The following is a 26,578-nucleotide window of genomic DNA, read 5'->3' as shown; positions in this document are numbered from 1 at the left end:
TATCTTAAAATTAACTCATTGAAAAATATTTAAAAAATGTATTTGAAATTTTAAATATGACTCCCATATATGCTTCAAGTACAGAATTTGTTGTGAGGAATAACAAGAATGCGATTCGAAAAATTCACAAACCGTTTGCAGCAAGCATTATCCGATGCCCAATCTTTAGCAATGGGGAAAGACCATACAGCCATTGAAGGAATCCATATTCTTTCGACATTGCTTGAAGAGCCTTCGAACCAAAACTTGTTACAACAGGCAGGTGCTAATCTTCCTGAGTTAAAAACCAAACTTCAGCAAGCCCTACAGGATACCGCCACCATTGCGACGCCTACAGGGGACATCAACCTAAATCCTGAAGCAGTCAAGGCGCTGAATTTAGCTGACAGTTTTGCTCAAAAAGCTGGAGATGAGTTTCTATCTACAGATTGGGTGATTCTAGGTTTAGCTGAAACGGGTAAAACCAAAACCTTATTAAATAGTGTAGGCGTAACGACAGATAAATTACGCAATGCAATTGAACAAATACGAGGCGGTGAACAAGTCATGAGTAATAACCACGAAGATCAACGTGATTCACTCAACAAATATACCTTAGACCTCAATGCACGTGCATTAGAAGGTAAGCTAGATCCGGTCATTGGTCGTGACGAAGAGATTCGCCGTACCATTCAGGTTTTATCACGCCGTAGTAAAAACAACCCCGTACTGATTGGTGAGCCGGGTGTGGGTAAAACTGCAATCGTTGAGGGCTTAGCACAGCGTATCGTCAATGGCGAAGTTCCTGAAAGTCTGAAAGGTAAACGTGTACTTTCACTTGACTTAGGTTCATTGCTTGCAGGTGCAAAATACCGCGGTGAATTTGAAGAACGTCTTAAAGCAGTTCTAAAAGATTTAGCCAAATATGATGGCGAAATTATTCTTTTCATTGACGAATTACATACGCTTGTTGGCGCAGGTAAAGGCGATGGTGCAATGGATGCTGGTAACATGCTTAAACCTGCATTAGCGCGTGGTGAGCTACGCTGTGTAGGTGCGACGACACTTGATGAATATCGTCAATATATCGAAAAAGATGCGGCTCTAGAACGTCGTTTCCAAAAAGTGATCGTTGATGAACCGAGTGTGGAAGATACCATTGCGATTTTACGTGGTCTAAAAGACAAATATGCAACCCATCATGGTGTGCAAATTTTAGACTCAGCGATTATTGCTGCGGCAAAAATGTCGCACCGTTACATCACAGATCGTCAGTTACCAGACAAAGCCATTGATTTGATTGATGAAGCAGCATCACGAATTAAAATGGAAATTGACTCAAAACCTGAGCCATTAGACCGTTTAGATCGTCGCCTAATTCAATTGAAAATGCAACTTGAAGCCGTGAAAAAAGATGCAGATTCAGTCTCAAAAGCTGAAGTTGAGCACCTAGAGAAACAAATTGCTGAAGTTCAAAAAGAATATAGTGATTTGGAAGAAGTGTGGATTGCGGAAAAACGTTTGGTTGACGGCACGAATCAGGCTCAAATTGAGCTAGATAAAGCACGTACTGCCTTTGAAAAAGCACAACGTGAAGGTGATTTAGCAGAAGCTAGCCGTTTGCAATATGGTGTTATTCCTGAGTTGCAAAAACGCTTGAATGAAGAAGAAGTTGCCGAGGTGAATGAAGAACCGAAACTGATTCGTACCAAAGTCACTGAAAATGAAATCGCTGAAGTGGTAAGTGCGGCTACAGGTATTCCTGTTGCAAAAATGCTACAAGGTGAACGTGAAAAACTCTTACACATGGAAGAGTTCTTACATAACCGTGTAGTCGGTCAAGATGAAGCGGTCGTAGCAGTATCAAATGCGGTGCGTCGTTCTCGTGCAGGATTATCCGATCCAAACCGCCCAAGTGGTTCATTCTTATTCCTTGGGCCAACAGGTGTAGGTAAAACTGAGTTAACCAAAGCTCTAGGTAACTTCTTATTTGACAGTGATGATGCGATTATTCGTATCGACATGTCAGAGTTTATGGAAAAGCATTCGGTGAGCCGTTTAGTGGGTGCTCCTCCGGGCTATGTGGGCTATGAAGAAGGCGGTGTATTAACTGAGGCTGTACGTCGTAAACCTTATAGTGTGGTGTTGTTTGATGAGGTTGAAAAAGCCCATCCAGACGTCTTTAACATCTTGCTTCAAGTGTTAGATGATGGTCGATTAACTGACTCACAAGGTCGTGTGATTGATTTCAAAAACACCGTAATCGTGATGACCTCGAACTTAGGTTCAACCGATGTTCGTGAATTAGGTGAAAACCCGTCGAAAGACGAAGTTCGTGCTGTGGTCATGGCTGCTGTATCTGAACATTTCCGTCCTGAATTTGTGAACCGTATTGATGAGCTGGTGGTTTTCCATTCTTTACAAAAAGCGCAAATTCGTGGCATTGCAGATATTCAGTTGGATCGTTTACGTTCACGTTTGGCTGACAAAGACATGAGTTTGGCAGTTGAAGATAGTGCCTTTGAGTTACTTATCGATGCTGGTTTTGACCCTGTATATGGTGCACGTCCTCTAAAACGTGCCATCCAACAACAAGTTGAAAATACACTGGCACAGAAAATCTTGTCAGGCGCGTTCCAACCGGGCGATACGATTGTTGTTCAAGCGGAAGGAGATCACCTAAGTTTTGACAAGATGAAACTCAATTAAAAGGTACAAATTAGCCACGTTCAGTTGTAAAAACAGAAACCCGGTTTAGGCCGGGTTTTTTTATTTTACGCTTTTCGTGATTTTCGTTTAAATACGTAAAGTTGATTGCATTTCATCATTTTCACCCACTAATATGACGCCCGCACGCATCCAACGAGATGGCTGTGTTCTGTAAAACAAAAACAATATCGCGCGTTCATCAAGAATGAATGGCAACAGGAAATTATGATTATGATGGAATTTAAACTGCTTAGGCAGATCAAAAAAGAACCTTATAGTTTATATAAACATACTGGTGACATCACTGTTCAAGAACTCAAACGCATGTATGGTATTTATCAAAAGTATTATGCCAATACCCGTTATGAAATTTTTGAACGCGACTTCTTAGAAAAAACCGGTGTTTTTTTTATTATTGAACCGAAAAATAATCAAATTGTCGGATTTTCGACGGTTATGGAACGTGACTTTGTTGTTGATGGTAAAGCCCGACATGCTTTTTTCAGTGGAGATACCATTATTGAGAAAGAGTATTGGGGAAATCGTGCATTAACTAGAGCAATGTTCCGTTATATTATTAGTTTTAAATTTCGTCATCCAAGAACACCTATATATTGGATTTTAATCTCTAAAGGCTTTAAAACTTATCTGCTCTTAGCCAATAACTACTACAGCTACTATCCACACTATGGTGAGAAAAATGCTCATCTCAAAGACTTTGTTGAATCGTACTGTAAAGAATACTTCTCAGAATATTATAACCACGAAACGGGTCTGCTGAATTTTGGCGAAGACTATCAACCACTCAAAGCAGATGTTGCGCCCATCACCCATGAAATGCGCGAAAATAATACCAAGATAGCTTTCTTTGAAGATAAGAACCCAACTTGGGTCGATGGAACAGAACTTCCGTGCATTGGTGAATTACGCTGGAGCGATTTATACCGTTATGTAAATCGATTCTTAACCAAGACCACCAGTGTGAGTAAACATGACAGCAAGTTACGTTATAAGTCACGTACATTGCATATTGCGACAGGTTCAGACTCGAAGGTGGCCTAATGGGATTGCTTCTCACTATAGCACATCAATTTTTGAATATTGCCTGCCGTAAAGCATTTCAGCGCTATACACAGCAGGCAAATCAGCTGGAAAATGTGCAACGTAAAAAATTAAGTCATTTTTTAAAGCAGCACATTTCGCAAAATTTAAGCTATGAGCAATTTGCCAAAAAATATCCGCTTTCTCGTTATAGCAATTGGAAAAGCCAAATTGAACAATCCAGACAAAGTGGCAAAAATAGTTTGGGGCCTGAAAAAATTGTACGGTTTCAACCGACCAGTGGGTCGAGTGAAGCAATTAAATTCATTCCCTATACTCAGGCTTTTTTAGATGAACTGGATGAGGCTATTGGTTTATGGCTGACTAATTTATATCGGGCACACCCACAACTTAAAAATTCAACGCATTATTGGTCGGTTTCATGGTTGCCTGAAAGCCAGCGAAAGCTTTTAGAAAATAGTAATTTAAATGATGACAGTGCGCTGCTTAATCTGTCGAAGCGAGTGTTGAGTAAAATTACTCAATCGGTACCGACTGAAATTGCGATGGCAAATTCAGCCGAAGATGCCATGTTTGCAACCGCGGTGTATCTCGTTGCAGATAAGCATTTAGGCATGATTTCGGTATGGAGTCCTACATTTGCATTGCAATTGCTGGATATTATTCAAGAACATCAAGCTGAAATTGTACAGGTCTTAAAAACTGGACAATGGCAACGTGATGGTTTGAGTTTTCTGCAAGTTCCGAAATCTTGTCAACAATGCTATCGCTTACAAGACTTGGATTTAACCCAAGCAACGGCGTGGAAAAAACTGTGGCCTAAACTCAGTCTGGTTTCGAGTTGGGATACAGCGAGCGCAGAGCAATGGGCAGTACAGCTACAGCAACGAATTGCAGGGGTGGCATTTGAGGGTAAAGGTTTATGGGCAACTGAAGGCGTAGTGACGATTCCATTTGCAAACCGTTTTACCTTAAGTTATCAGTCACATTTTTATGAATTTATTTTGCAAGACAGCCAAAAAGTGGTGCCATCTTGGCAACTGAAAATAGGCGATATCGTTAGTCCTGTGATTACTACAGGTTCAGGATTAATTCGTTATGTGATTGATGATGAATTAGAAGTCACCGACTTTTATCAGCAAGTGCCATGTTTTAAATTTTTAGGTCGAAAAATGACGGTTGATTTGGTCGGAGAAAAGCTCGACCACAATGCAGCAGTTAAAGTCCTTGCAGAGTTTAAACAAGCGGATTATTTGCCGATTAGTATCTTGGGTATTGAACAATGTTCGGTTAAAAAACCACACTATATTTTACTCAGTGAAGGCAATGTAGATAAACAACCATCCGCTCAAGCACTAGACCGTTTGCTTAAACATAATTTTCATTATGAATTGGCACGCGATCTAGGGCAGTTGGATGAACCTGAAGTGGTACATGTACAAGATGCTTGGGACTACTACAAAACACTAGCCATGAACAATGGCATGATTGAAGGGAATATTAAGCCTGAGCCGCTTAAGAAAATGAAAACAAAAATAATTGAGTATTGAGATGGATATCGATGTGTTAGATGCACCGTTCGACGAAACGGCGTTATATCATTCAAAGAATGAGACTAAGTTTGCGGTTCGAAATGCGACTGTCGAAGATGATGAGCAACTAATGAAAATTAGTGCAGAGACTATGCCAAGCAATGGCATCACATTATCTTATGCGCGTCACCCCAGTTATTTTGATGCCAGCCACGCACAGTATAATCGTCCAGATTTAAAAGTGGTTGTCCCTGTGGAAGATCCATCTATCGTGATTGCGATGATGAATTTGGGATGGCGTTATTGTTATATCAATGGTCAGCCTGACCTGATGCGTTATGTCGCCGATTTAAGAATGAATCCAGCGTATCGTGGTGCTAAAGTCATGCGCTTATTGATGGACTATCTCCATGATGAAATACCACAAGACACGATTTTTGAAAGTGTGGTTTTAAACGACAATATTGTCGCTGCCAGTATTTTACATCATGAAAGATCTGGATTTCCGCTGCCATATTTTTATGATGAAATTCGAACCTTTACCGTTTCACAGGCAGTGAAACCAAAAACTTTCAATCAATATCAATTTAAAACGCTGACTGCTGAACGTGTAGATGAAGCAAATGATTTCATTTTAAAAATGAAAGACCATTATAATTTTTTACCTAGCTATGATTTTAATGCGTTGGTTGATGGTCAAAATCCATTTTGGGCAGGCTTAAATCTGGACGATTTTTATTTGATTTATGATCAGCACAATCAGTTGGTTGGACTCTATGGCTTATGGAATCAAAAGAGTTTTAAACAAACCCGCGTAATCGACTATTCGCGTTCATTAAAGTTGATGAAGCCGTTTTATAATGCCTATGCCAGTGTGCGTGGTGTTTTATCACTGCCAAAAATTCATGGAACCTTTGATTATTTAATGTTGCATAGTCCGCTATGTCATCCTGAACATCTGGACGTATTTGCAAGTTTGATTTTTCATGCAAAACAGCAGACAAAGCAACGTGGTAAAGAAACCTATTGTATTACTTTGGCAGAGAAGGACCCACGTATTGAGTGGATGAAAAATACGACCTCACATGTGTTAAAAGCCAAGCACTATTTTCATAGTTTTAAAGCCAATCCATACGCTGCTTTTGATCGTAAACGTATTAGTTATTTTGAAGTTGGGCGTATATAGAGGAAGTGATAACGATCAAAAAATCAATTAAAACTGCCAAATCAATCATTTAAAATCATTCTAATTGTGTACTTATGTAACTGAGTTCTTCAGTATACTGCGCAAAGAATAATCAGAATGAGAAAGACATGTCGAAGTTGATGTGGGGAATTGGCAGTTTAGCGGTGCTTTCAGCAGCAGTGGTGGGAGGGAATTTATATGCAGATAAATCTCTTGCCCAATTTTATACACAGAATAATTGGTCCGCAGCTGTACAAGATGTTGATGTAAAGTACAGCAATTATCAAATGGGCTTGATGGGTGGAACAGTCGATTGGGTATTAACCCTGAAAACAGACCCGTGTAAACCGAAAGAAGTGATCGTGTTGAAGGGTACAGATCAGATTCAACGTGGGTTGAAAGGCTATAATATCAACTCGAATTTTAAGATTGTTCAACAACAAAGTACGTCCGAATATGCCAAGCTTTTTGGCACGGACTTAACGGCAAAAACGTTGGTCAATTGGATTGGTCAAAGTAAAACAGATTTACAGATTCCTGCATTTAAAACGACTGCACAAGGTGCAACAGTACAAGCTGATGCAAGCCAATTGCAAATTCGGATCAGTAGTTTACCGGGGCAAGTCACTAAGGTATCTGAGCTTTCAATCCATTTACCTGTGGTTCGGTTGAGTGAAGGTCCAATGCAAACCATGGTGCAAAATTTTTCGATGAAGACCAATCAAGGTCTAAATCAGAAAAATCTTGAAAATGGCTTTGTTGAAATCCAAGCGGGTTCTATCAAACGTTTAGATCAAAAGTTCTCAGGCGGCATGCGTGGTATGCAACTGCGTTGGGAGACCGAACTAAATAAACATGATGTGGACTTTGAAGGCTACTTAAAAGCTGATGAGATGGATTTCCCAGGTTCACCAGTCACCAAAGATTTCGCACTAAATTTGGCATTACATAAAGTCAATCTAGATAAAGTTCGTGCATTTAGTGAACTTTTGCATCAGGTGGAAAATTCATGCGATGCAGTGAGTGAATCAAGTGAAGAAATGACTCAAGCTTTCTTAGCTATCGCAAGCCAAGGTTTTGATTTTGAGTCTAAAGATAACTCGATCAGTATTGGTGGAGGTAAAGCCTCTGCAAATGTCGTGGGGAAAGTCATGCCGGGTCACCATGCCTCAATGGAGTCTTTTATTAAAATGGTGCCGAGCTTACTGGATTTTCAAGCAGACTTAAGTTTTGATAAAAATATGATGACTGCAATCATGAATAACTTTTTGCAATTACAGGGCAAAAGTTTGTCAGGACAGGAAGCTGAAGCCATGTTTGCTGGTTTTGAAACATCAGGGCAAGGCAAGCGCGATGGCGATAACATGGTCATGAGTATGCAATATAAGTTCGGTCAAAAGCTTTTTGGTCAAGCCATACAAAAGAAATAAGCAACCAGTAGTGAGTAGTTAAGTTTAAAAAATATAAAACCGTCATAGATTGGCGGTTTTGTATTTTTGGCTACAGAATTATGATTTTCAGTTTATCGGAACACAGCGGCCTAGCCATTGTTGAACAGTTGAAAAGTTGCTAGCGTCAATGGGCAACTAGCCAATGAAAACAACAATAGGAAAGACACCATGTCACACGATTATTTTTTTAGACGGAAACTTGTTCATTCATCCATGCCTAAATGTTCTTGGGTAAAACACAGTCTTATTAGTAGCATTTTTCTGATCGCTGTTCAGTCTACAGTTTTTGCGGGTACTTCAATTTCAGATCAACGTTTGTCGAATGAAACGCAAGGTAAAAAACAATTTAGTTAAGAAACCTTAGATATTATTGAGAGTGAAGCAGCTAAACCCAAAGAAGAGCAGCAGAACAATTCAAATCATAAATCTAATCGTAATAATAAGATCATTCAGGAGACCCAGCTTGAAGGCTCAACCATGAGTGATTATTTGCTTCAAAAGAAAAGGGCAGCGGATCAGGTCGGGTTAATACAATCTCCTGAAGTTGCACCGATTAACCGTATTGTGCTGCAAGAGCGACATGAAAATATTCGAGTAACGTATCCAGATGGAGTCGTGGTTGAAATGAAGCACTGACGTGCTTCATTTCATAGATCAGGAATTTCTAAAGTCAAACCTTAGATTTGTGGATGAGTGATTTTCCATGCACGGTGAATTTTGGTATTACGTTTAAAGTCTAGGCCAATGGTTTCATTGCTGATTTCTTCAACGTCAAACATTGCCATGATCACATCGTCCATCTCAAAACCACGGTAGTTGTTTGAGAAGTAAAGCGTTCCGTCAGTGGTTAAACGGTTCATGGCACGTTTAAGCAAAGACATATGGTCGCGTTGGACATCAAACGTACCATAGAACTTTTTAGAGTTAGAGAATGTTGGTGGGTCAATAAAGATCAGGTCATATTGCTCGTGACCTTCTTTCAACCATTCAAAACAGTCGCTAGAGAAGAACTGATGTTGTTCATCTGCATGATCTACTGTCAAACCATTCAGTACAAAGTTCTCTTTAGACCAGTTTAGGTAGGTATTTGACAAATCGACACTGGTCGTACTTGCTGCACCGCCAAGCGCTGCATGTAAGCTCGCTGTAGAGGTATAGCTATATAAGTTCAGGAAGTGTTTACCTTTGGCTTCTTTGGCAATACGTAGACGCATTTGACGATGGTCAAGGAACAAACCTGTATCGAGGTAGTCTGTTAGGTTCACCAAAATCTTTGCTTTGCCTTCTTGAACGATAAAACGTTTAGACGCAGTACTTTGTTTGGTGTACTGATTTTTACCTTCTTGGCGGGCACGTGTTTTAATGAAAATCGCATCACGACCTAAGCCTGTCACTGCACGAATCGCTTGCAGTGCTAAGTTAAAGCGTTTTTTGGCTTTCTCAGGGTCAATTTTTTTCGGTGGTGCGTATTCTTGTACGTGTAAACGATCACCATACAAATCTACTGCGACATTAAAGTCTGGTAAATCGGCATCATATAAACGTAAGCAGAAAATATTTTCTTTAACTGCCCATTTTTTAAGATTCTGCATGTTTTTTTGCAGACGGTTAGTAAAGTCTTCTGCACCTTCAATTTTTTCAAATTGTTGAGGTTCCCAATGCTCGAGGAAAGGCTTTTGAACTGCTGCAGGTTTGACTGTACCAAAACGGACGTAAATTGGGAGCTTACCATTCATCAAACGCAAAATTTGCGGATCATTAAAGGCAAGGACATCGGCCTGTTCAACTTGTGCTGCAATAATCGCAGCAGGCTGATTTGGGAAGTTCTTTTGTAATAATGCCGATAGACCTAAATACAGTGCGCGGTTAGAGGCTTTATCACCTAAACGCTCGCCGTATGGAGGATTAGTGACAACAAAGCTTTTCTTACCTGTTGCTTGGAATTCTGGCCAGTCTGCAAGTGTACGTTCTTCAATTTTAATTTGATCAAGTACAGATTCGAAACCTGCAGCAATAATATTTTGTTTGGTCGCTTTTACCGCTTCCCAGTCTGCATCAAATGCATAGAATTGTGGGAGAGGATTTTCAAGTGCAGCTTTATGACGCTCAGCCGCTTCGCCTTTAATTGACATCCAAAGTTCATGGTCATGACCATTCCAACCATTAAAACCAAAACGACGAACAAGGCCTGGTGCGCGGTCAGTCAAAATCATTAAAGATTCAATGATAAAGGTCCCTGAACCACACATTGGGTCCAAGATAATATCGGGTTGATGTTGTTTAAGTTTTGCTTTCTGTAAGATAGCAGCCGCTAAGTTTTCTTTAATCGGTGCATCTGTCATGTAGCGACGGTAGCCGCGTTTATGCAGAGAGTCACCTGATAAATCTAAGCAATAAGTATGTTCAGTTTTGCCAGCTAATACATACAACGTAATTTCAGGTTGCTTAATGTCAATGCTAGGACGTTTGCCCACAGCTTCCATAAAGGAATCGACCACACCATCTTTGACACGTAAAGTTGCGAACTGAGAATTGACTTTAATGTCACGTTCGATGTGTAAACGAACGGCAAATGTACTTTGTGGTGCAAAAATAAGTGACCAGTCAAAGTTTATTGCACCTTCATAGAGCTCTTCCGCTACATCACGTGCATCATGCGTGAACTCTAATTCATGTGTATGAATTGGAGTGAGTACACGAGAAGCCAAACGTGACCACATGCAAATACGGTATGCATCTTCAAGTGTGCCTTTGAATACAAGACGACCCGGGAACTGTTCAATATTTTGAACACCTAAACCTTCAATTTCCTCGCGGAGTAAGGTTTCCAGTCCATCTGCACAGGTAACCCAATATGTAGAAAGACGCGGTTTCGAATTCATGTAAATTTCCAAAGGCAAAAAAGCAATCGCATATTTTAACGTATTTTCGTGGATTTGGGCGGACGATATTGCGCTGAAACGGGAGAAATATCGGTAGATTTGAATGACTTTACCAAATTTATTCTGCGTACATTGTGAGAAATATCACTTAATGGTACAAAAATTGCTATAACCCTGATCAAAATTCGATCTTTATAATATTGATATCATTAGGGGTATTTATGACAGGGCTGGCAATCAATAGTCAATCAAACGCATTTTCAATTGCAACTTTAATCTATGCGCGCTTACGTCGTGTGTCAGGTCGGGTTATTGACGCATTATATGTGGTTGAGAATGTCGAATACGCACGCTTTGTTTCTAACTTGGCTTTGGAAACGGCCGATCCTGAATTATCTCGTTTGGTTGCGCGGCTTTACAGCGAGTTGAATTTGCATGAAGCTGCCGTTTCTGAAGCAGAGGAACTGACGGACAGTTCAGTACAGCCTGAAACGGCAGAAATATTAATGAGCGAACCGACTGCGGAAGACATCTGTAAAGCACAGGTTGCACATCGTTATATTGGCGCATTGCGTTAATTCAATCCCGCTGTGAGCAGCAGCATAAATTTCCTGCTGCACACCGCCTGAAGTATCAACCATCTTTCCATGTTTCAAGAGCTGTTGAACTGTGCAGAAGGCGGTTGTTCATAGCTGAACTTTATCTGTTTGAAAGTATTCAATTCAATCAAAAATAAGGACAGATAGAAGTCCTGTTTGAAGGCTTTTTGAAAGGGGAAAGGTGAAGTTTAAATTAAAACGTTTAATTTATCTAATTGAAATGATAGATAGGAATTTGAAAATTCATTTTGAATAACATCATGAGTTTGCATTGAACGTTGAAAACTTCAACTGCCATTTGCCAAGATTCTCTGTATAATGCGTTAACTTAACGATAAGGAATCTCTCATGCACTTGGCGGCATTGCATACACCGAGCCAGATTCAACTCAACCAAGATGGTAACTTAAAACATTTCCTCACCATCGAAGGCCTTTCTAAAGAAACTCTCACAAAAATATTGGACACTGCACAGTCCTTTTTTAATGACCAAAATCAGCTGATTACCAATAACCTTTTAGAAGGTCGTACGGTGATGAACCTGTTTTTTGAAAATTCAACACGTACCCGAACCACTTTTGAAGCGGCAGCAAAACGTCTGTCTGCAAACGTATTGAACATTGATATTGCACGTTCAAGTACATCAAAAGGCGAGACACTGCGTGATACCTTGTGGAATTTAGAAGCGATGGCGACCGACATTTTTGTGGTTCGTCATTCATCGTCAGGCGCGCCGCACTTTATTGCCAAAGATGTTTGTCCGCATGTGGCAATCATCAATGCAGGCGATGGCCGTCATGCGCATCCTACGCAAGCCATGCTGGATATGTTGACGATTCGCCGTGAAACCAAAAAGAATTTTGAAGATATTTCCATTGCCATTATTGGCGATATTAAGCATTCACGTGTTGCCCGCTCAGATGTCGCTGCATTGCAAACGTTGGGCTGTAAAGACATTCGTGTCATTGCGCCAAATACTTTGCTGCCTTACGGTTTTGATGATTATGGCGAAGGCATTCGTCTGTTCAACAATATGGAAGCCGGCATTCAAGACTGCGACGTGATTATTACTTTACGTATTCAAAATGAACGTATTGATTCTCCTGCGCTGTCATCTCAAGCCGAATTCTACAAAATGTACGGTTTGAATAAAGAGCGTTTGGCTTTGGCAAAACCTGACTGCATCGTGATGCATCCGGGACCAATGAACCGTGGTGTTGAAATTGACTCGAGTATTGCCGATGGTGCTCAGTCGGTGATTTTACATCAGGTGACCAACGGTATTGCGGTGCGTATGGCGGTACTGGCTTTGGCAATGCAAGGTCAGTTGCAAGAAAAAGGTTTAATTGAAGCGATTGCGGTTTAAGGGATAGTCATGAGTATTGTTAAAGTTGAAAATGTACGTGTCTTAGATCCAATTAATCAAACTGACAGCGTACAGACGGTTTATATTGAAAATGGCCGATTGGTTGCCGATAGCAATGCCGCTGAAACCATTGATGGTCAAGGCAAATGGCTGATGCCAAGTATGGTTGATCTCTGTGCGCGTTTGCGTGAGCCGGGTCAGCAGCAGCATGGCACTTTAAAGTCAGAAGGTAAGGCTGCGCGTGCGAATGGTATTTTGCATGTGTTTACCCCGCCAGACTCTAAACCGATTGTGCAGGACAATGGCGCATTGATTCATGGCCTGGTGGAAAAAGCCATGCTGGACGGCGGCATTTATCTGCAGGTGATTGGCGCGCAAACTCAAGGTTTGTTAGGCAAGCAGCCGGCGAATATGGCAGGTTTGAAAAAAGGTGGCTGTACTGCGGTATCGAATGCCAATGCGCCATTTATGGACGATGATGTAGTGATTCGCACCTTGGAATATGCTGCGGGTCTGAACATGACCGTTGTGTTCTATGCCGAAGAGCCGCAGATTGCCAAAGATGGCTGTGTGCATGAAGGTTTTGTCGCATCTCGTCAAGGTTTGCCGATGATTCCTGCATTGGCGGAAACCGTAGCCATTGCAAAATACTTATTGATGATTGAAGCTACTAAAGTGCGTGCGCACTTTGGTCTGTTGTCATCAGGCGCATCCGTTGAATTGATTAAACAGGGCAAAGCGAAAGGTTTGCCGGTCACTTGCGATGTAGCCATGCACCAATTGCATTTAACGGATCAGTTGATTGACGGCTTTAATTCACTTGCGCATGTTCGTCCGCCGCTGCGTTCTGAGCAAGATAAAGACTTGCTCCGCCAAGCAGTGAAAGACGGTGTGATTGATGCGATCTGTACGCATCATGAGCCGCTGAGCAGCTCTGCGAAAATGGCGCCTTTTGCTGAAACACAACCTGGTTTTACCGCATTTGATACCTATGTACCTTTTGGTATTCAACTGATTCAAGAAGGCCTATTAAGCCCACTGGAATGGGTTGAGAAAGTTACACTCGCACCGGCAAAAGTGGCCAATATGCAACAGCGTTGGGCAGATGAAGCGGGTTGGGTACTGGTCGATCCAGAGCTTGAGTGGACTATTAATAAAGACACGATTGTATCAAATGGTAAGAACACACCATTAATTCAGCAAACGGTAAAAGGTAAAGTAGTTCACGCTTTTTATGCCGTTTAAGCGCACGCTCAACATGGAAATTTGTTGATTCTCAGAATTTTGATTAGACATTAAAAAGTCAGCTTCGGCTGGCTTTTTTAGTGAAGATTGAAAATAAAAGAAGAAATTAAAGCGTTGACAAGTCCGAACAAATTATTACATTTGATCAAAAAATAAGCATATAAACTGAAGTACATATGAAAATAATGACAACTGCATGGAGTACAAATATGAGTATAGATTTATTAGCGCTGATTAAGCAGCACGTCTCCTCGATTGTGCTGGACGGTGATACACAATATTTAACTGAAAAAAATTCAGCCATTAGCCAGTTTATTCCATTCCTGTTAAATATTTTTCGATCCAAACCTGAATTTATTGATGCCTTTCAAAAACAGTTAAATCCACGAATTAGTGATATTTTCTCGGCGAATCCCACATTAAAAGATCAATTTCTGCAACATCTTGGTGGCGGTGCTGCTCCAGCGTCAGAAATAGAGCAGACCTTGAATCATTCGATCGCCCCAACCATAGGGGTGCTTGAAAATGAAGCGGGTTCATCTGATCCTGTCGCAATCACGCATTTACTTGATAATCATGTAGATAGCATTTTGGCGGCACTACCACAATGGGCAGTGCCTTTACTCGCAGGTTTAGGGGTAAACACTGCAGCTGGCCGTACATTACACCAAGCGCCTGTTGTTGAACCAACACCTGTTATCGTTGAAGAAAAACGCTCGAATTGGTTATTACCAATTATTGCGCTGCTTATATTATTGGGTCTGATCGCATTTTGGTTTAAGTCTTGTACTAATAAAGAAGAACCAACCACCTCTGCAACAACGGTTGCACAGCCTGCTGCATCTCAGCCAGCACATTTGCAATTTAGCACCGGTACAGATGGGCAGTTAACCAACTGTCAAATTCAAACTGGTGATTCAAATTATCTTGAAATTTTGCAGCAACAAGTCAAACAGATCTTTAACTTTAATACGGGCTGTGGTGCTTCATCTGATGCCAGTTACCATACGCAATTTATTGATCAAGATACCATTCCAACGGTTCTGCAAAAACTTAAAGGTGTGCCAAATACCACTTTAACCTGGACAGAAAATCAGTTATCAATTTTGTCGCAAAATCCTGCGGATGCTCAAAACCTTGCCAATCAAATTAAGCCTTTAGCAAAAAATATGACGGTATTGGTTCAAGAAGGTGTGAGTGAACAAACTGCAGTAGATAACAGTATTACTGATGCACAAAAAGCATTAGCGAGTATTAACCCTGAACAAGTTCGTGCTCTAGATGTTGCGACTGCGCTGAACTTACAAATTATTAATTTTGCGACAGGTTCATCTGATATTCCTGACGTGAATAAATCGATTTTGGATCAAGCGGCAGCGTTAATGCAGCGCGCTACAGAAGTACATCTGACTGTACAAGGTCATACCGATGCTGTGGGTAATGCGGAAGCGAATAAAGCTTTATCGCAAGAGCGTGCACAAGCTGTGGTGGATTACTTGGTGTCGAAAGGCGTTGATCCTGCACAGCTTCAAGCGGTGGGTTATGGTCAAGAAAAACCGGTAGCAGAAAACAGCACCAAAGAAGGTCAATTCAAAAACCGTCGTATTGAGTTTGAAGTTTTAAATACCGAGAATGGCAAAGTACGAGATGTTACCAATGAAGGCGTGACTGAAAAGGCCAATTAAAACCGTACTAAATGAGATGATATATAAAAAATCCCTGCACATGCGGGGATTTTTCTCGTCAAAGCGCTGTAATTTTGAGTAAAATACGCCCGAAGAATAAAATCATAATGGTACTTATACAATGAAAAAAATAGTCATCACGAGCCTCATGTTGTCTGCGGCATTAATATCCGGCTGTGATAATTTTAAAAATAAAAAAGATGCTGAAGCCAAAACGGAAGCGCCTGCTTTGGAAGATTGGAGTTGTACTGCACAAGCCAATATCGACCAATTGCAAGATCACTTAAAAAACGAATATCTCAAAGAATTAAACAAAGAAATACGTCAGTCCGATTATGAAGCCGATCAGCAACTCATGGATCTGATTGTAAAAAATCTAAAATTTAACATTCAAAATGTCACGACTTTAACTGAAGATCCTAATAAAGCCAAAACATTGGAATGTAGCAGTCAACTGTTGGTGGTTTTCCCGAAAGGATTACAAAAGCGTGCTGAAAACGCCTTTGCTGAACGACCATGTGACGAAGGCTGTGAAGAACGTGGTAATTATACTTTGAATGATTCACTCGAAGATGGTGAGTCAGGCTTAAGCATGGACAATGATCAGCTTAAAGGGAACTTTAGCTATAGCATCACTAAAACGGACAAAGATGGTTTAAGTTTAAGTGTCCCAAGTCAAAATGACGTAATTGATAGCGTTGTAACAGTGACACGTCATGCGGTGCTATATGCGGCATATAGTGCTCAAAATAAGCGAAACGAAGAATCCTATCAGCAAGGGATGGAGAGTCAATCTCAACAAATGAGCCTTGCACAAAAGGCAATGGATATTCGAAAAAAAGAGCTAGATCAGGATAATGCCAAAGTGGTGGATCGTCTCAATCAGACTTGGGATCGTTTTAGTGATGAACAAAAGGCGCAGTTACAGCAAGATCAAGCAGACTGGTTTGAAAAGCGTGATATCGACTGTAAAGTGCTTGCACAAAAAAGTGTTTATTCATTAAATGAAAGTGAAAAAGAGACTTATCAAAAGCATTCGCAATACTGGGATGATGCGATGAATACGCAAAATCAAGAGTTGCAATATACCAAATGTTTTAATCAGAAAACTACAGAACGAATTGTGTATTTAAATAACGTGTTTAATTGATCTAAAAGAAGAAAAGCCCTCAATTGAGGGCTTTTCTTTGAATCTTAGTTTATTGCTTGATGATCAAAACAGGAATTGGGCACTGCGTTAAAATATTTTGTGCCACGCTGCCTAGCATGGCTTTTTTCAAACCTGTGCGTCCATGTGAACCCATGATGATTAAATCCGCAGAGATTTCATCAGCCACTTGTAAAATCCCTTCAGTTGGCGATACACCATGAATCAAACGAGTTTTAACTTCGATACCATCACGTACAAAGGTTTGTTTGATATCTTCTAAACGCAGCTGAGCACTTTTTTCAGCCTGCATAAAATATTCAGTGATTGCAGGTGCAACAGCATAGAAATCGACACCAACGAATGGATCAACAGCAACAACACTAACAATGGTCACTTGTGCATTTTGACTTTTAGCCAAGCTGAGCGCATGTTCAACAGCAGAATATGAAATTGGAGATTCATCCACAGGGACTAAAATTTGTTGATATTGACTCATATCTGCTTCCTTAATATTTTAAATGTTATCAATCTAATCTTGCTCTATTCACGATATTGTATGAATTAGACAAAAGGGTAAGCTTTTTGGTGAAGGGTGTGCTGAATAGAAAAAAGCCCACATGATGTGGGCTTAGTCATCTTAAGCTTTTACAACCAACACAGGTAATTCAGTATTACTGAGTACATCTTGTGCGAAGCTGCCGAGTAGCATTTTCTTAAAGCCTTTACGACCATGTGAACCCATCACAATCAAATCGGCTTTGACTTCATTGGCTGCTTCTACGACACCTTCAGCAGAAACTTGGCCTTTAATAATCTTACTTTGTGCTTCTACACCCACTTCAGTTGTAATTTGCACAGCTTCTTTTAATGCGGATTCTGCATTTGCATAAGCTTGTACGAAATATTCTTTCATGATTGATGAAGAATAATAGAAGTCTGCATCGGTAAATGGGTCTTCAGCAACAAGGCTGATTAAAGTGAGTTGGCTGTTAAACGCCTTGGCAATAATTGCAGCTTTTTTAACTGCAGAAAACGAGATTTCTGAACCATCGACAGGTACTAAAATGTTTTGATATGACATGGAACAATCTCCTGTAATTTTGCTTTTAAACCCTATAGATTATTGATAACACATTGTCGTGAATGGTTCAATTTATTAATCTAAAAAATATTGTAAATTCATAAAATTACATAAATTAATGTCGATAAGTCGTCAAATAAATCTGAGCGAAAAACTCGGACTTTGCTCAAAAAATATTAAAATAAAATCGACTAATTTTCTCGGATTTTGAGCCTAAAAGATCAATATGAACTTTATAAAAATAAGCCTAAACTATATACAGTTTTAAATCTTAGATTTATAACAGAATTGATGCGATTGGATAGTTAGATATGTCATATAAAGTAGGGTTGGTTGTACTCAGCATGTGTTCAGTGTTGCATTTGTCTGGTTGTCAAAACACGCAAAGCAGTACCAAAGTGATTGCAGGTGCATTTAACTTATCGACACAAGTCCAAAAGACCTTTATCAACCTACATGCACCTGACAATGTTATTGTGCAGTCAAATATTCAATATCTACAAAATCCAAATTTAAGCTTGGATATCTATCAACCTGAAACAAGTACGGTTATTGCACCCAGACCAACGATTATTTGGATCCACGGTGGCGGTTGGGTCTCAGGTTCAAAAGAGCATGCAGGTGGATATTTTAAACGGCTCGCAGCCCAAGGTTATAATGTGGTTTCGGTTCAATATCAGTTTGCACCTGAAGCCATTTATCCCGTACAGCTCAACCAAATTGATGCTGCATTGACGTTTTTAAATCTACATGCGGCACAATATGGCATTGATTCGCAAAATATGTATATGGCAGGGGATTCTGCAGGTGCAAATATGGCCAGTCATTATGCCGCCTTGGTTACGAATCCAGATTTTGCGCAAGCGTCAAAGATTCAACCTCTATTAAAGCCTTCACAGCTTAAAGGGCTGATTTTGCATTGTGGTATTTATGATTTAAACAGCTTTGTAAATACTGCACCCGCAGAGATTGGACTGATCGAGTGGGGCGTCTATAACTTAGTTCAGGCGTATACCGGAGACAAAAAAGATGATGTCGAGTTTTTAACGCATATTTCAACAGCCTCAAATATTAATGCAAATTATCCGCCTGTACTTATCAGCGGTGGCAATAAAGATTTTTTAACCAAAACGCAATCTGAGCCTTTTGTAGAAAAATTGAAGGCAAATAATGTACCTGTGACGGCGGTATTTTATCCAGATTCGAAAGAATATTTGGTACATGAATATCAATTTATGATGAGTAAAAAGGCTAGCCAGCAGACCTTTGATCGCACTTTAGAATTTTTGCAACAACACGTACAGTCCGTTAAAAATTAAAAATAGGCTTAAAATGCTTGCAGAATAATCTTTAACTTAATAACATACCTACCAGTTGGTATGTTTGTTTTGGAATGAATAATGAATTCGGTAACATTGGCGTATGGCTTACTGTCATTGGCGATTATCTCAGAAGTAATTGGTTCGACATTTTTGGTGAAGTCAGAAGGCTTTACCAAACTTGCGCCTTCATTGGCTGTCGCAGTTTTATTCTGTTTGGCATTTTATTTATTGTCTCAGGTGATTAAAGTCATACCACTTGGTATTGCTTATGCCATTTGGGCAGGCGTTGGTATTGTTTTAACCGCACTAATTGGCTACTTTATCTTTCGTCAAAGTTTAGACCTCCCAGCCATGTTAGGGATAGGCCTGATTGTTTCAGGTGTGGTCGTGATCAACCTGTTTTCAACTTCAGCTGGACATTAATATGGATAATCCGCATCAGCGCAAGAAAGAGCCTCAACTGATACGCCAAAGTATTTTGCAGCATGCAATCCGTCTTGCTGCAGATAAAGGTGTCAACGGGGTGTCGATTCAAGCCGTTGCGGATTTAGTTGGGGTTACAAAAGGTGGTGTATTTCATCATTTTTCAAATAAGCAAAAGCTCTTAGAGTCCATGATTGTGATGCTTTTGGCTCAATTAGACGAGGTCGTTGACCGATTAATTGACGAAGACCCTGAGCCATACGGTCGTTTTACCCGAGCCTATATTGAAATTACTTTAGAAAAACAAATCATGGGTTTGCAACAGTCATGGTCTGCGATTTCGATGACCATGCTGACTGATAAAACTTTTAATGAATATTGGATTGAATGGATGAACTCACGTTTAGAACGACATCATCAGACCGATTCGGATATAAAACTCAAAATTGTTCGTTATGCAGCTGATGGTATTTGGCTCACCGCTTTTACAGAAGTGGAAGACGAAAGTGAAACCCAATTATTAAAACAAGAACTGATCGCCCGAACGTATCGAGCGAAATAGATTAAATAACTGATGTTATAAACGTAAAAGTAATTACGCATTTTTAAAATGATTTTTAAGTCTATTCGACGGAGTCTTACATCTAGGGATTGAATAGATGGATTAGCCTTCGGCTGGAGGTACTCTTACGAAACGTTGTTTCTCATTCGGCAAAATGAGAAGCGCGCTTCGTAAGGAAACCATCTTGCGGAGCATTGCTCCCCACCGCAAAACTCGTTCACTAGTGTCTAATTATTCAAAATATCGCAAAAATATTTTTGATTAGAAGTAGTCCTATCTCAAACACTTGCGGATGACGTTACCGTGTATCATTCTTTTATTTGAAGCAAATTATTTAACTGAGGACTTAATTTCTTTTATATTTGAAAATAGCATGCACGACTAAACCAAAGACCAAACCCCAAAATGCAGAGCCAATACCAAAAAACTGTACGCCCGATGCACTAAACAAGAAGGTGAGTAGAGCGGCTTCACGTTCGCTAGCTTCTTGGAAAGCAATGACGATGTTGTGTCCAATGGTGCCAAGTAGGGCAATCCCTGCTAAAGCGGTAATAAACACCAGTGGAAAAGCGGTTAAGAAACTCACCAAAGTGGCTGCAAACAGGCCCATCAAAATATAAAAAAAGCCACAGGTCATACCTGCGATATAACGTTTTTTCTCATCGGGGTGGGCTTGGTCATCTAGACTGATGGCCGCACTAATCGCAGCAATATTGACACTAAAACATCCAAATGGCGCGAGTAGCGTTTGGGCTGTCCCAGTCCAACCGATCAGTTGATTAACGTGGGGTTGATAGCCATAACTTTTAATCATGGCTAAACCCGGTAAATACTGAGAGGCCATATTGATTACAAAGAGTGGTAGCGCTAAACCCAGTATTGCTGAGATCGAAAATTCAGGTGTAACCCAAACCGGCTGTGCGAGTTCTAAATTAAGCGCCGGTAATTGAAAGCCAAGTAATAATGGACAAAGCATGATGCCAATAATCACTGTGATGACAATGCTATAACGCGGTAATAATCGTTTACTGAGGACATAAGCCGCCAGTAAACCAAGAACGAATGCCCATTCATTTTGTAAACTGACAAATAGCTCAATGCCAAATTTTAGAAGTACGCCCGCCAACATTGCACTGGTGAGACTTTGCGGGATATAGCGCAGTATTTTTTCAAAAATGCCTAAAAATCCGAGTACTGCTGTCAATAGGCCACAGACCAAGAAAGCACCTAGGGCGGCATTCATGCTGTAACCATTTGCAGTCGCTAAAATCAGTGCCAGTCCTGCAGTGGACCATGAAGTCGCAACGGGATATTTAAATTTCCAAGACAGAATCAGCCCGCTTAAGCCGATACCCAAACCTAGAGCCCAAAACCAAGAGGTGATTTCTGCAGTGTTGGCACCGAGCAATTGTGCGGATTGGATCACCAAAACAGCCGAGACACTGATCCCGACTAAGAATGTAATAAAACCTGCAAAAGCGGCTGGAATGGAAAAGTCTTGGAGTAGTTTTTGCATAATGATCGAGCTATGAGTATTGTTGGCGCAGATTTAAGATGACATTTTTCAGGATGATACGCTCAAGTCCTGTACAGTAAAAGTGCTCATCGAGATATTATGGAAATACTTTATTTATTCACAAACGACACTTTAACAAAAGGCACTTTAATAGAACGAATCGACAACCCACATTGAGGATGTTTTATCCATTCAAAACTTTAAAGGGATATGGAATTTCCTAAGAAAAAACAGTACTACTTTGCCCATGTCAGTTACATGGTAGATGTCGCAAGCTTTAGACCGAATCCACAAAATAGAAGACCAACCGCTGTCACGCAGCATGCCGTAAATTTATAACGATGGCTAAAATAGGTAGCCAGTTTTGCACCCGAAAAGATCAAAATCGTTAAATAGCTCATACTGATAATTTGCAGCACGATCGCGAGTGCGGTAAATGTAATCGCAGGATATGGATATGCAGGATCGACGAATTGTACAAAGAACGATAAGTAAAAAAGAATGGCTTTAGGGTTTAAAATACTGATGGTTAATGCAGTCTTAAACGGTTTCAGTTCGCTCAAACTCAGTTGTTTGGTGTCGAGTTGTTCTGGCGTTTGAACGGCATTCCAAGTTTGGTAGGCAGCCTTGAAAAGTTTGATACCTAAATAACTTAAATACAGCGCACCCACAATTTTTAATAATAAGAATAACCAAGGGAAGGCATGAAGTAAGGATGCAGCGCCGAGAGCAGTGAGTAAGATTAAGATCAAATCGCCAGTATAAACGCCAAAAGCACCTAAATAGCCGACCTTAATGCCATAGCGAGAAGCAACAGACATGACATAAAGTGAATTTGGCCCGGGTAAAATCACAATTAATATCGTACCAATAATAAAGGTCGTTAAGTCTGTGATTCCAAACACTGAAGACACTCAAATAAAAAACCGAAGCTGTAGTATACAACTTCGGTTCTAGAGGAAACTGAAAATTTCTAATTTAAGCTTTTATTTCAGCATCTAAGCCAAAAGTTTGACGCAGTAAGCGACTTAATTGCTCACGAGCTTTAATAAAACCATCAATACCGCCTTGTAATAGTTGGAAAGACATTAAGTCTTTTTCAACTTCAGCTTTGAAAGTTTGCTTGTCGAGCACTTGTATGTCGTGTTGACAGTGTGCATGCGCATGATGATTAGACAATTGCACTTCAACGGTACGCTGATCTTTTTCCAATTCTGCCAATAAATTCGGTGAAACCGTCAATAAATCACAACCTGCTAAACCAAGCACTTGATCGATACTACGGAAACTAGCACCCATAATTTCAGTTTTGATGTCATGTTGTTTGTAGTAGTGGTAAATCTGCTTAACTGATAACACGCCTGGATCTTTCTCAATCGGGTAGCTATCCACATTTTCAGCTTTTTTGTACCAATCTAAAATACGGCCGACAAATGGCGAAATCAGCGTGACTTGAGCATCTGCACAGGCTTGAGCTTGATGTAAGCCAAACAATAGCGTTAGATTGCAGTGAATGCCTTCGGCTTCAAGGGCTTTAGCGGCTTGAATGCCTTCCCACGTTGAGGCAATTTTAATTAAGATGCGGTTTTGATCGATACCATACTGTGCATATAAAGCCAGTAACTCTTTGGCTTTTGCAATGGTGGCATCAGTATCATAAGACAAGGCTGCATCGACTTCTGTAGATACACGTCCTTCGATCAATTTTAAAATTTCTACACCAAATTTGACCGTAAGAATATCGATGGTGCGCTCAACCAGCTCATCATTTTGATAACCTTCTTTACGCGCTTGTTCAAAAGCACTTTCAATCAGTTCTATATTTTCAGGTTGATTTGCCGCTGCTGTAATTAAAGATGGATTTGTGGTCGCATCCAATGGACGGAATGTATTAATCGCAGCTAAATCACTGCTGTCAGCAACAATCGTTGTTAGGCTTTTTAATTGGTTTAACGCATTTTGAGTCATTTGAAATCTAGTTCTTAATGTTCTTGGTGTACATACTTTTATAACACAATCTGTTTAGAACCCAACCAAAAACCGCCCAATTAGGCGGTCTAAATCGTAGTTTTTCGTGAATTTCGGATGTGATTAATCAAAAAATGAGCAGCCGAGCCGAGTGGTTTTTCACGGTTCCAGACCAAGTCGACGAAATATTCAAATTTGGGTGTGAAATCTTGAAAGCTTAAGATTTTGAGTTGATCTTTGAGCGTCGGATTTTCATTAAACATCTCTAATGGAAGCACACCCCAACCCAGACCTTGAATAATCATCGAACAAGCAGAGTGGTGGTTATCTGTACGCCAACTGTGTTTGGAAAATAACAACTCTGGTTTGATACTTTTATCACGACTTGCAACCACGATTTGCCGACTTTGCAAAATTTGCTCAAAACTGACTTGCTTAAATTTCGACAGGCCATGTTTTGTCGCAGCAACAGGAACCAATGCTTCACGTTTCAATTCGACAAATTGTTCATAACTCTCAAGCTGTTCACGTTCAAACATTAGAGCAAGCTGTGCTTGACCTAGTAATAACATCTTTTGGGCATCTTCTTGAGGCGCAGAAAAAATATTGATTTGCAAAGATGGAAAATGAGCTTCTAGCAAAGAGATATAGTCGGTCCACTGCGTATGAAGCAGTTCTGATACCACCACGATATTCAGTGATGACTCTAAACCATGACTCAGCGCAATTGCATGCTGTTTCCACTGATTGATTTCTATCAATAATTGTTCAGTTTTTTCATACAGGTTAAGCGCTTGAGCTGTGGGCACAGGTTCACGACCAACGCGCTCAAACAGTTTAAGGTTGAGATCAATTTCGAAATTGGCAATGGACATGCTGACCGCTGAAGGCACTTTGCCGAGTTGTCTGGCAGCTGCGGAAAATGATCCTGTTTCCATGACTGTTTTAAAAATCATCAGTTGTTCTTGATTAATATTCATGAGCATACAGAAAAATAAAGGAATACAACCTTTCAATAATATTGAAAGAAACTAACTCGATTAATCAATAATATAAAAATAAAATAAGTTTTTTACAAATGATAGAGTGTTTCAAAATGACGATTTCCAAGAGAAGGATTATTCATGCGCTAAGCTATGAGATCATCCTATTGGTGATCATTGCTATTGCGTTAAGTTTTATTTTTAAAGTTCCGATGGAGGTGACAGGTACGCTAGGTATTGCGATGGCGGTGACTTCTGTGATTTGGAACATGATTTTTAATCATTATTTTGAAAAATTTGAAGCAAAAAGAAAGTTAAAAAGAACCTTTGGTGTACGTGTTTTACATGCGATTGGATTTGAAGGCGGCTTAATGCTTGCAACCATCCCAATGGTGGCTTATGCCATGCATATGACCTTATGGCAGGCGATTTTGCTCGATTTTAGTATGACCATGTGCATTTTAGTCTACACATTTATTTTCCAATGGTGCTATGACCAGATCGAGGCGCACTTGGGCTACCAACCACAATATCGTTAAATTTCAATAAGAAAATCACATTGGCCTGTACTGATAAATACAGGCCTTTTTTGCATCAAAATAGTGCAATATTTAACAAATAATAATATATAAAAACATAAACTAACTATAAAAAGTTAGAATAATTACATAACTTTTAAATATAAGAACAAAGAATGTTTTTATAAATTAATTAAAAAAATATGCAAAACAAGGAGTTAGCATATGAAATTGATAAAAATTGTCACACCTGTTGTTTTACTTGGGCTTACACAATTTACATTTGCAGATGGTAACTTTAAGCGCTTTTCTGTATCTGCAGGTTGGTTACACGTGATGCCGCAAGGAAAGGCGAATCCTTTTAACATTAATACTTCTGTGGCAAATGGGACACAGGCCAAAGTTGGAAGCATTAGTGAAGAGGGTTTTTTACAAGCAATTGACCCAAATGCAACGATTCAAGACGGTGATAACACAGTAAATTTAAAGGAGACTTTAGGAACATTATTAGAAGATAGTTTTATTAATGGACTCATGACAGATGGCAAAGGCAATATCAAACCAGATATTGCAGGGACATCGACATTATATGGATTGGAAAATTGGTCAGCAGGAGGCACTGGTCTAGAAGCAGAGGATGTTGATACTTTAGGTTTGATGGTCAATTATTATATCAATGACAACGTATCCTTACAGATGATTGGCGGTATTCCTCCCAAAGTGGATATTCAAGGGAAAGGGGATGATTACCGCGCCATTATCTGGTCTAGCAGAGCCAGGTGGTCTAGGCGGTTTATTATTCCCTGATGGTTTGCCACTAGATTACGCAGTACCCATTACGGATTTATCATCTTATGGTAAAGCGGCGAGTGCGAGAGCTTGGACGCCGGTATTTCAGGCACAGTACCAATTTGGTCAGTCGGGTGTAAATAAGTTTAGACCTTATGTGGGCGCAGGGATCATGTATGCTTATTTTAATGATATTGAACTCAATAAAGGCATTGAATCTGACTTAATTGCTGCAGGGCATATGATTCAAAACATTAAAGATAATAATGCAGGTGCAGCACTCGATGGTAAAGAATCATCTGGAAAAATGGTGGTCGATGTCGATGCGGATGATGCGATTGCTCCAATTGTCACACTCGGATTTACCTATGACTTCACCCCAAGTTGGTTTACAGTTGCTTCGGTGTCTTATGCGAAGTTAAATAACAAAACCAAGATTGATGTGATTAACCAAACGACGGGTGAACAATTAATTCATGCAACGACCAAGGTCGATATTGATCCCATCATTACTTATTTAGGTGTTGGTTATCGTTTCTAAAGTTTTATGGAAGCTCTGAAATAAAAAACC

At 40.0% G+C, this 26,578-nt stretch carries 23 protein-coding genes and 1 pseudogene; 17 read left to right on the top strand and 7 right to left on the bottom strand.

Annotated elements, in window-relative coordinates:
• Nucleotides 1-108 precede the first annotated feature (108 nt).
• From clpB to FTT88_RS01085, 7 genes are all read left to right on the top strand, one after another.
• Complete coding sequence (clpB, locus tag FTT88_RS01115; protein ID WP_180173643.1) at nt 109-2,688, top strand: ATP-dependent chaperone ClpB; 2,580 nt, start codon at nt 109-111, stop codon at nt 2,686-2,688.
• A 225-nt stretch (nt 2,689-2,913) separates the two neighbouring features.
• Complete coding sequence (locus FTT88_RS01110) at nt 2,914-3,750, top strand: hypothetical protein (protein WP_306669391.1); 837 nt, start codon at nt 2,914-2,916, stop codon at nt 3,748-3,750.
• Nucleotides 3,750-5,300, top strand: coding sequence for a GH3 auxin-responsive promoter family protein (locus FTT88_RS01105; RefSeq protein ID WP_180173642.1), 1,551 nt, complete (start codon nt 3,750-3,752; stop codon nt 5,298-5,300). Before FTT88_RS01110 ends, FTT88_RS01105 begins: the two co-directional genes overlap by 1 nt.
• 1 nt (nt 5,301) lies before the next feature.
• Nucleotides 5,302-6,468, top strand: coding sequence for a GNAT family N-acetyltransferase (locus FTT88_RS01100; protein WP_180060057.1), 1,167 nt, complete (start codon nt 5,302-5,304; stop codon nt 6,466-6,468).
• A 128-nt stretch (nt 6,469-6,596) separates the two neighbouring features.
• Entirely contained in the window at nt 6,597-7,898 is a 1,302-nt protein-coding gene (locus tag FTT88_RS01095) for a DUF945 family protein (RefSeq protein WP_180063520.1), read from the top strand.
• Nucleotides 7,899-8,087: 189 nt separating this feature from the next.
• A complete protein-coding gene (locus FTT88_RS01090) occupies nt 8,088-8,273 on the top strand; it encodes a hypothetical protein (RefSeq protein ID WP_180055150.1) in 186 nt (61 codons plus the stop codon).
• A gap of 123 nt (nt 8,274-8,396) precedes the next feature.
• On the top strand, nt 8,397-8,555 hold the full coding sequence (locus tag FTT88_RS01085; RefSeq protein ID WP_162689727.1) for a hypothetical protein: 159 nt from the start codon (nt 8,397-8,399) through the stop codon (nt 8,553-8,555).
• A 41-nt stretch (nt 8,556-8,596) separates the two neighbouring features.
• Here FTT88_RS01085 and rlmKL read toward each other — a convergent pair whose 3' ends face one another.
• A complete protein-coding gene (rlmKL, locus tag FTT88_RS01080) occupies nt 8,597-10,801 on the bottom strand; it encodes a bifunctional 23S rRNA (guanine(2069)-N(7))-methyltransferase RlmK/23S rRNA (guanine(2445)-N(2))-methyltransferase RlmL (RefSeq protein WP_111884254.1) in 2,205 nt (734 codons plus the stop codon).
• A 221-nt stretch (nt 10,802-11,022) separates the two neighbouring features.
• Here rlmKL and FTT88_RS01075 point away from each other — a divergent pair, with 221 nt between their 5' ends.
• The 5 genes from FTT88_RS01075 to FTT88_RS01055 all read left to right on the top strand — a co-directional run bounded on the left by FTT88_RS01075 (nt 11,023) and on the right by FTT88_RS01055 (nt 16,845).
• Entirely contained in the window at nt 11,023-11,379 is a 357-nt protein-coding gene (locus FTT88_RS01075; RefSeq protein ID WP_180026441.1) for a hypothetical protein, read from the top strand.
• Between the two features lie 369 nt (nt 11,380-11,748).
• Complete coding sequence (locus tag FTT88_RS01070; protein WP_078188620.1) at nt 11,749-12,765, top strand: aspartate carbamoyltransferase catalytic subunit; 1,017 nt, start codon at nt 11,749-11,751, stop codon at nt 12,763-12,765.
• Nucleotides 12,766-12,774: 9 nt separating this feature from the next.
• Complete coding sequence (locus tag FTT88_RS01065) at nt 12,775-14,010, top strand: dihydroorotase (RefSeq protein ID WP_180124589.1); 1,236 nt, start codon at nt 12,775-12,777, stop codon at nt 14,008-14,010.
• Between the two features lie 209 nt (nt 14,011-14,219).
• Complete coding sequence (locus FTT88_RS01060; RefSeq protein ID WP_180173641.1) at nt 14,220-15,695, top strand: OmpA family protein; 1,476 nt, start codon at nt 14,220-14,222, stop codon at nt 15,693-15,695.
• A 121-nt stretch (nt 15,696-15,816) separates the two neighbouring features.
• The gene (locus tag FTT88_RS01055; RefSeq protein WP_180173640.1) at nt 15,817-16,845 is read left to right on the top strand and encodes a DUF1311 domain-containing protein; all 1,029 of its coding nucleotides are present in this window, start codon (nt 15,817-15,819) and stop codon (nt 16,843-16,845) included.
• Nucleotides 16,846-16,894: 49 nt separating this feature from the next.
• On the opposite strand, the gene FTT88_RS01050 is transcribed toward FTT88_RS01055, so the two are convergent.
• Together FTT88_RS01050 and FTT88_RS01045 are read right to left on the bottom strand one after the other, a co-directional pair.
• Nucleotides 16,895-17,341 (bottom strand): universal stress protein, encoded by a 447-nt coding sequence (locus FTT88_RS01050; RefSeq protein ID WP_078188616.1) that lies wholly within the window; start codon nt 17,339-17,341, stop codon nt 16,895-16,897.
• Nucleotides 17,342-17,482: 141 nt separating this feature from the next.
• Entirely contained in the window at nt 17,483-17,926 is a 444-nt protein-coding gene (locus FTT88_RS01045; protein ID WP_078191806.1) for a universal stress protein, read from the bottom strand.
• Nucleotides 17,927-18,237: 311 nt separating this feature from the next.
• Between FTT88_RS01045 and FTT88_RS01040 the strand changes: the two genes are divergently transcribed.
• The 3 genes from FTT88_RS01040 (at nt 18,238) to FTT88_RS01030 (ending at nt 20,233) form a co-directional block, all read left to right on the top strand.
• Entirely contained in the window at nt 18,238-19,245 is a 1,008-nt protein-coding gene (locus tag FTT88_RS01040) for an alpha/beta hydrolase (RefSeq protein WP_180055158.1), read from the top strand.
• A gap of 81 nt (nt 19,246-19,326) precedes the next feature.
• The gene (locus tag FTT88_RS01035; RefSeq protein ID WP_078188613.1) at nt 19,327-19,671 is read left to right on the top strand and encodes an SMR family transporter; all 345 of its coding nucleotides are present in this window, start codon (nt 19,327-19,329) and stop codon (nt 19,669-19,671) included.
• A gap of 1 nt (nt 19,672) precedes the next feature.
• A complete protein-coding gene (locus FTT88_RS01030; RefSeq protein WP_180041148.1) occupies nt 19,673-20,233 on the top strand; it encodes a TetR/AcrR family transcriptional regulator in 561 nt (186 codons plus the stop codon).
• 346 nt (nt 20,234-20,579) lie between these two features.
• Here the strand turns inward: FTT88_RS01030 and FTT88_RS01025 are convergent, their stop codons facing one another.
• The 4 genes from FTT88_RS01025 to FTT88_RS01010 all read right to left on the bottom strand — a co-directional run bounded on the left by FTT88_RS01025 (nt 20,580) and on the right by FTT88_RS01010 (nt 24,697).
• Nucleotides 20,580-21,749 carry a benzoate/H(+) symporter BenE family transporter gene (locus FTT88_RS01025; protein WP_180055162.1) on the bottom strand — a complete coding sequence of 390 codons (1,170 nt, stop codon included), beginning with the start codon at nt 21,747-21,749 and terminating at the stop codon, nt 20,580-20,582.
• A gap of 254 nt (nt 21,750-22,003) precedes the next feature.
• Nucleotides 22,004-22,654 (bottom strand): leucine efflux protein LeuE, encoded by a 651-nt coding sequence (gene leuE, locus FTT88_RS01020; protein ID WP_180145376.1) that lies wholly within the window; start codon nt 22,652-22,654, stop codon nt 22,004-22,006.
• A gap of 73 nt (nt 22,655-22,727) precedes the next feature.
• On the bottom strand, nt 22,728-23,717 hold the full coding sequence (gene tal, locus FTT88_RS01015) for a transaldolase (RefSeq protein WP_180173639.1): 990 nt from the start codon (nt 23,715-23,717) through the stop codon (nt 22,728-22,730).
• Nucleotides 23,718-23,806: 89 nt separating this feature from the next.
• Nucleotides 23,807-24,697 (bottom strand): LysR family transcriptional regulator, encoded by an 891-nt coding sequence (locus tag FTT88_RS01010; RefSeq protein ID WP_180165873.1) that lies wholly within the window; start codon nt 24,695-24,697, stop codon nt 23,807-23,809.
• A gap of 116 nt (nt 24,698-24,813) precedes the next feature.
• Between FTT88_RS01010 and aceI the strand changes: the two genes are divergently transcribed.
• Both aceI and FTT88_RS01000 read left to right on the top strand, forming a co-directional pair.
• Entirely contained in the window at nt 24,814-25,239 is a 426-nt protein-coding gene (gene aceI / locus FTT88_RS01005; RefSeq protein ID WP_168377760.1) for a chlorhexidine efflux PACE transporter AceI, read from the top strand.
• Between the two features lie 204 nt (nt 25,240-25,443).
• A pseudogene (locus tag FTT88_RS01000) lies at nt 25,444-26,548 on the top strand (OmpW family protein).
• Nucleotides 26,549-26,578 lie beyond the last annotated feature (30 nt).

Source organism: Acinetobacter sp. YH01024 (assembly GCF_013420195.1).
GTDB classification, from domain to species: Bacteria; Pseudomonadota; Gammaproteobacteria; order Pseudomonadales; family Moraxellaceae; genus Acinetobacter; species Acinetobacter amyesii.
The sequence above is the reverse complement of the archived record's forward strand: the minus strand, read 5'-3'. Positions and strand labels throughout refer to the sequence as shown.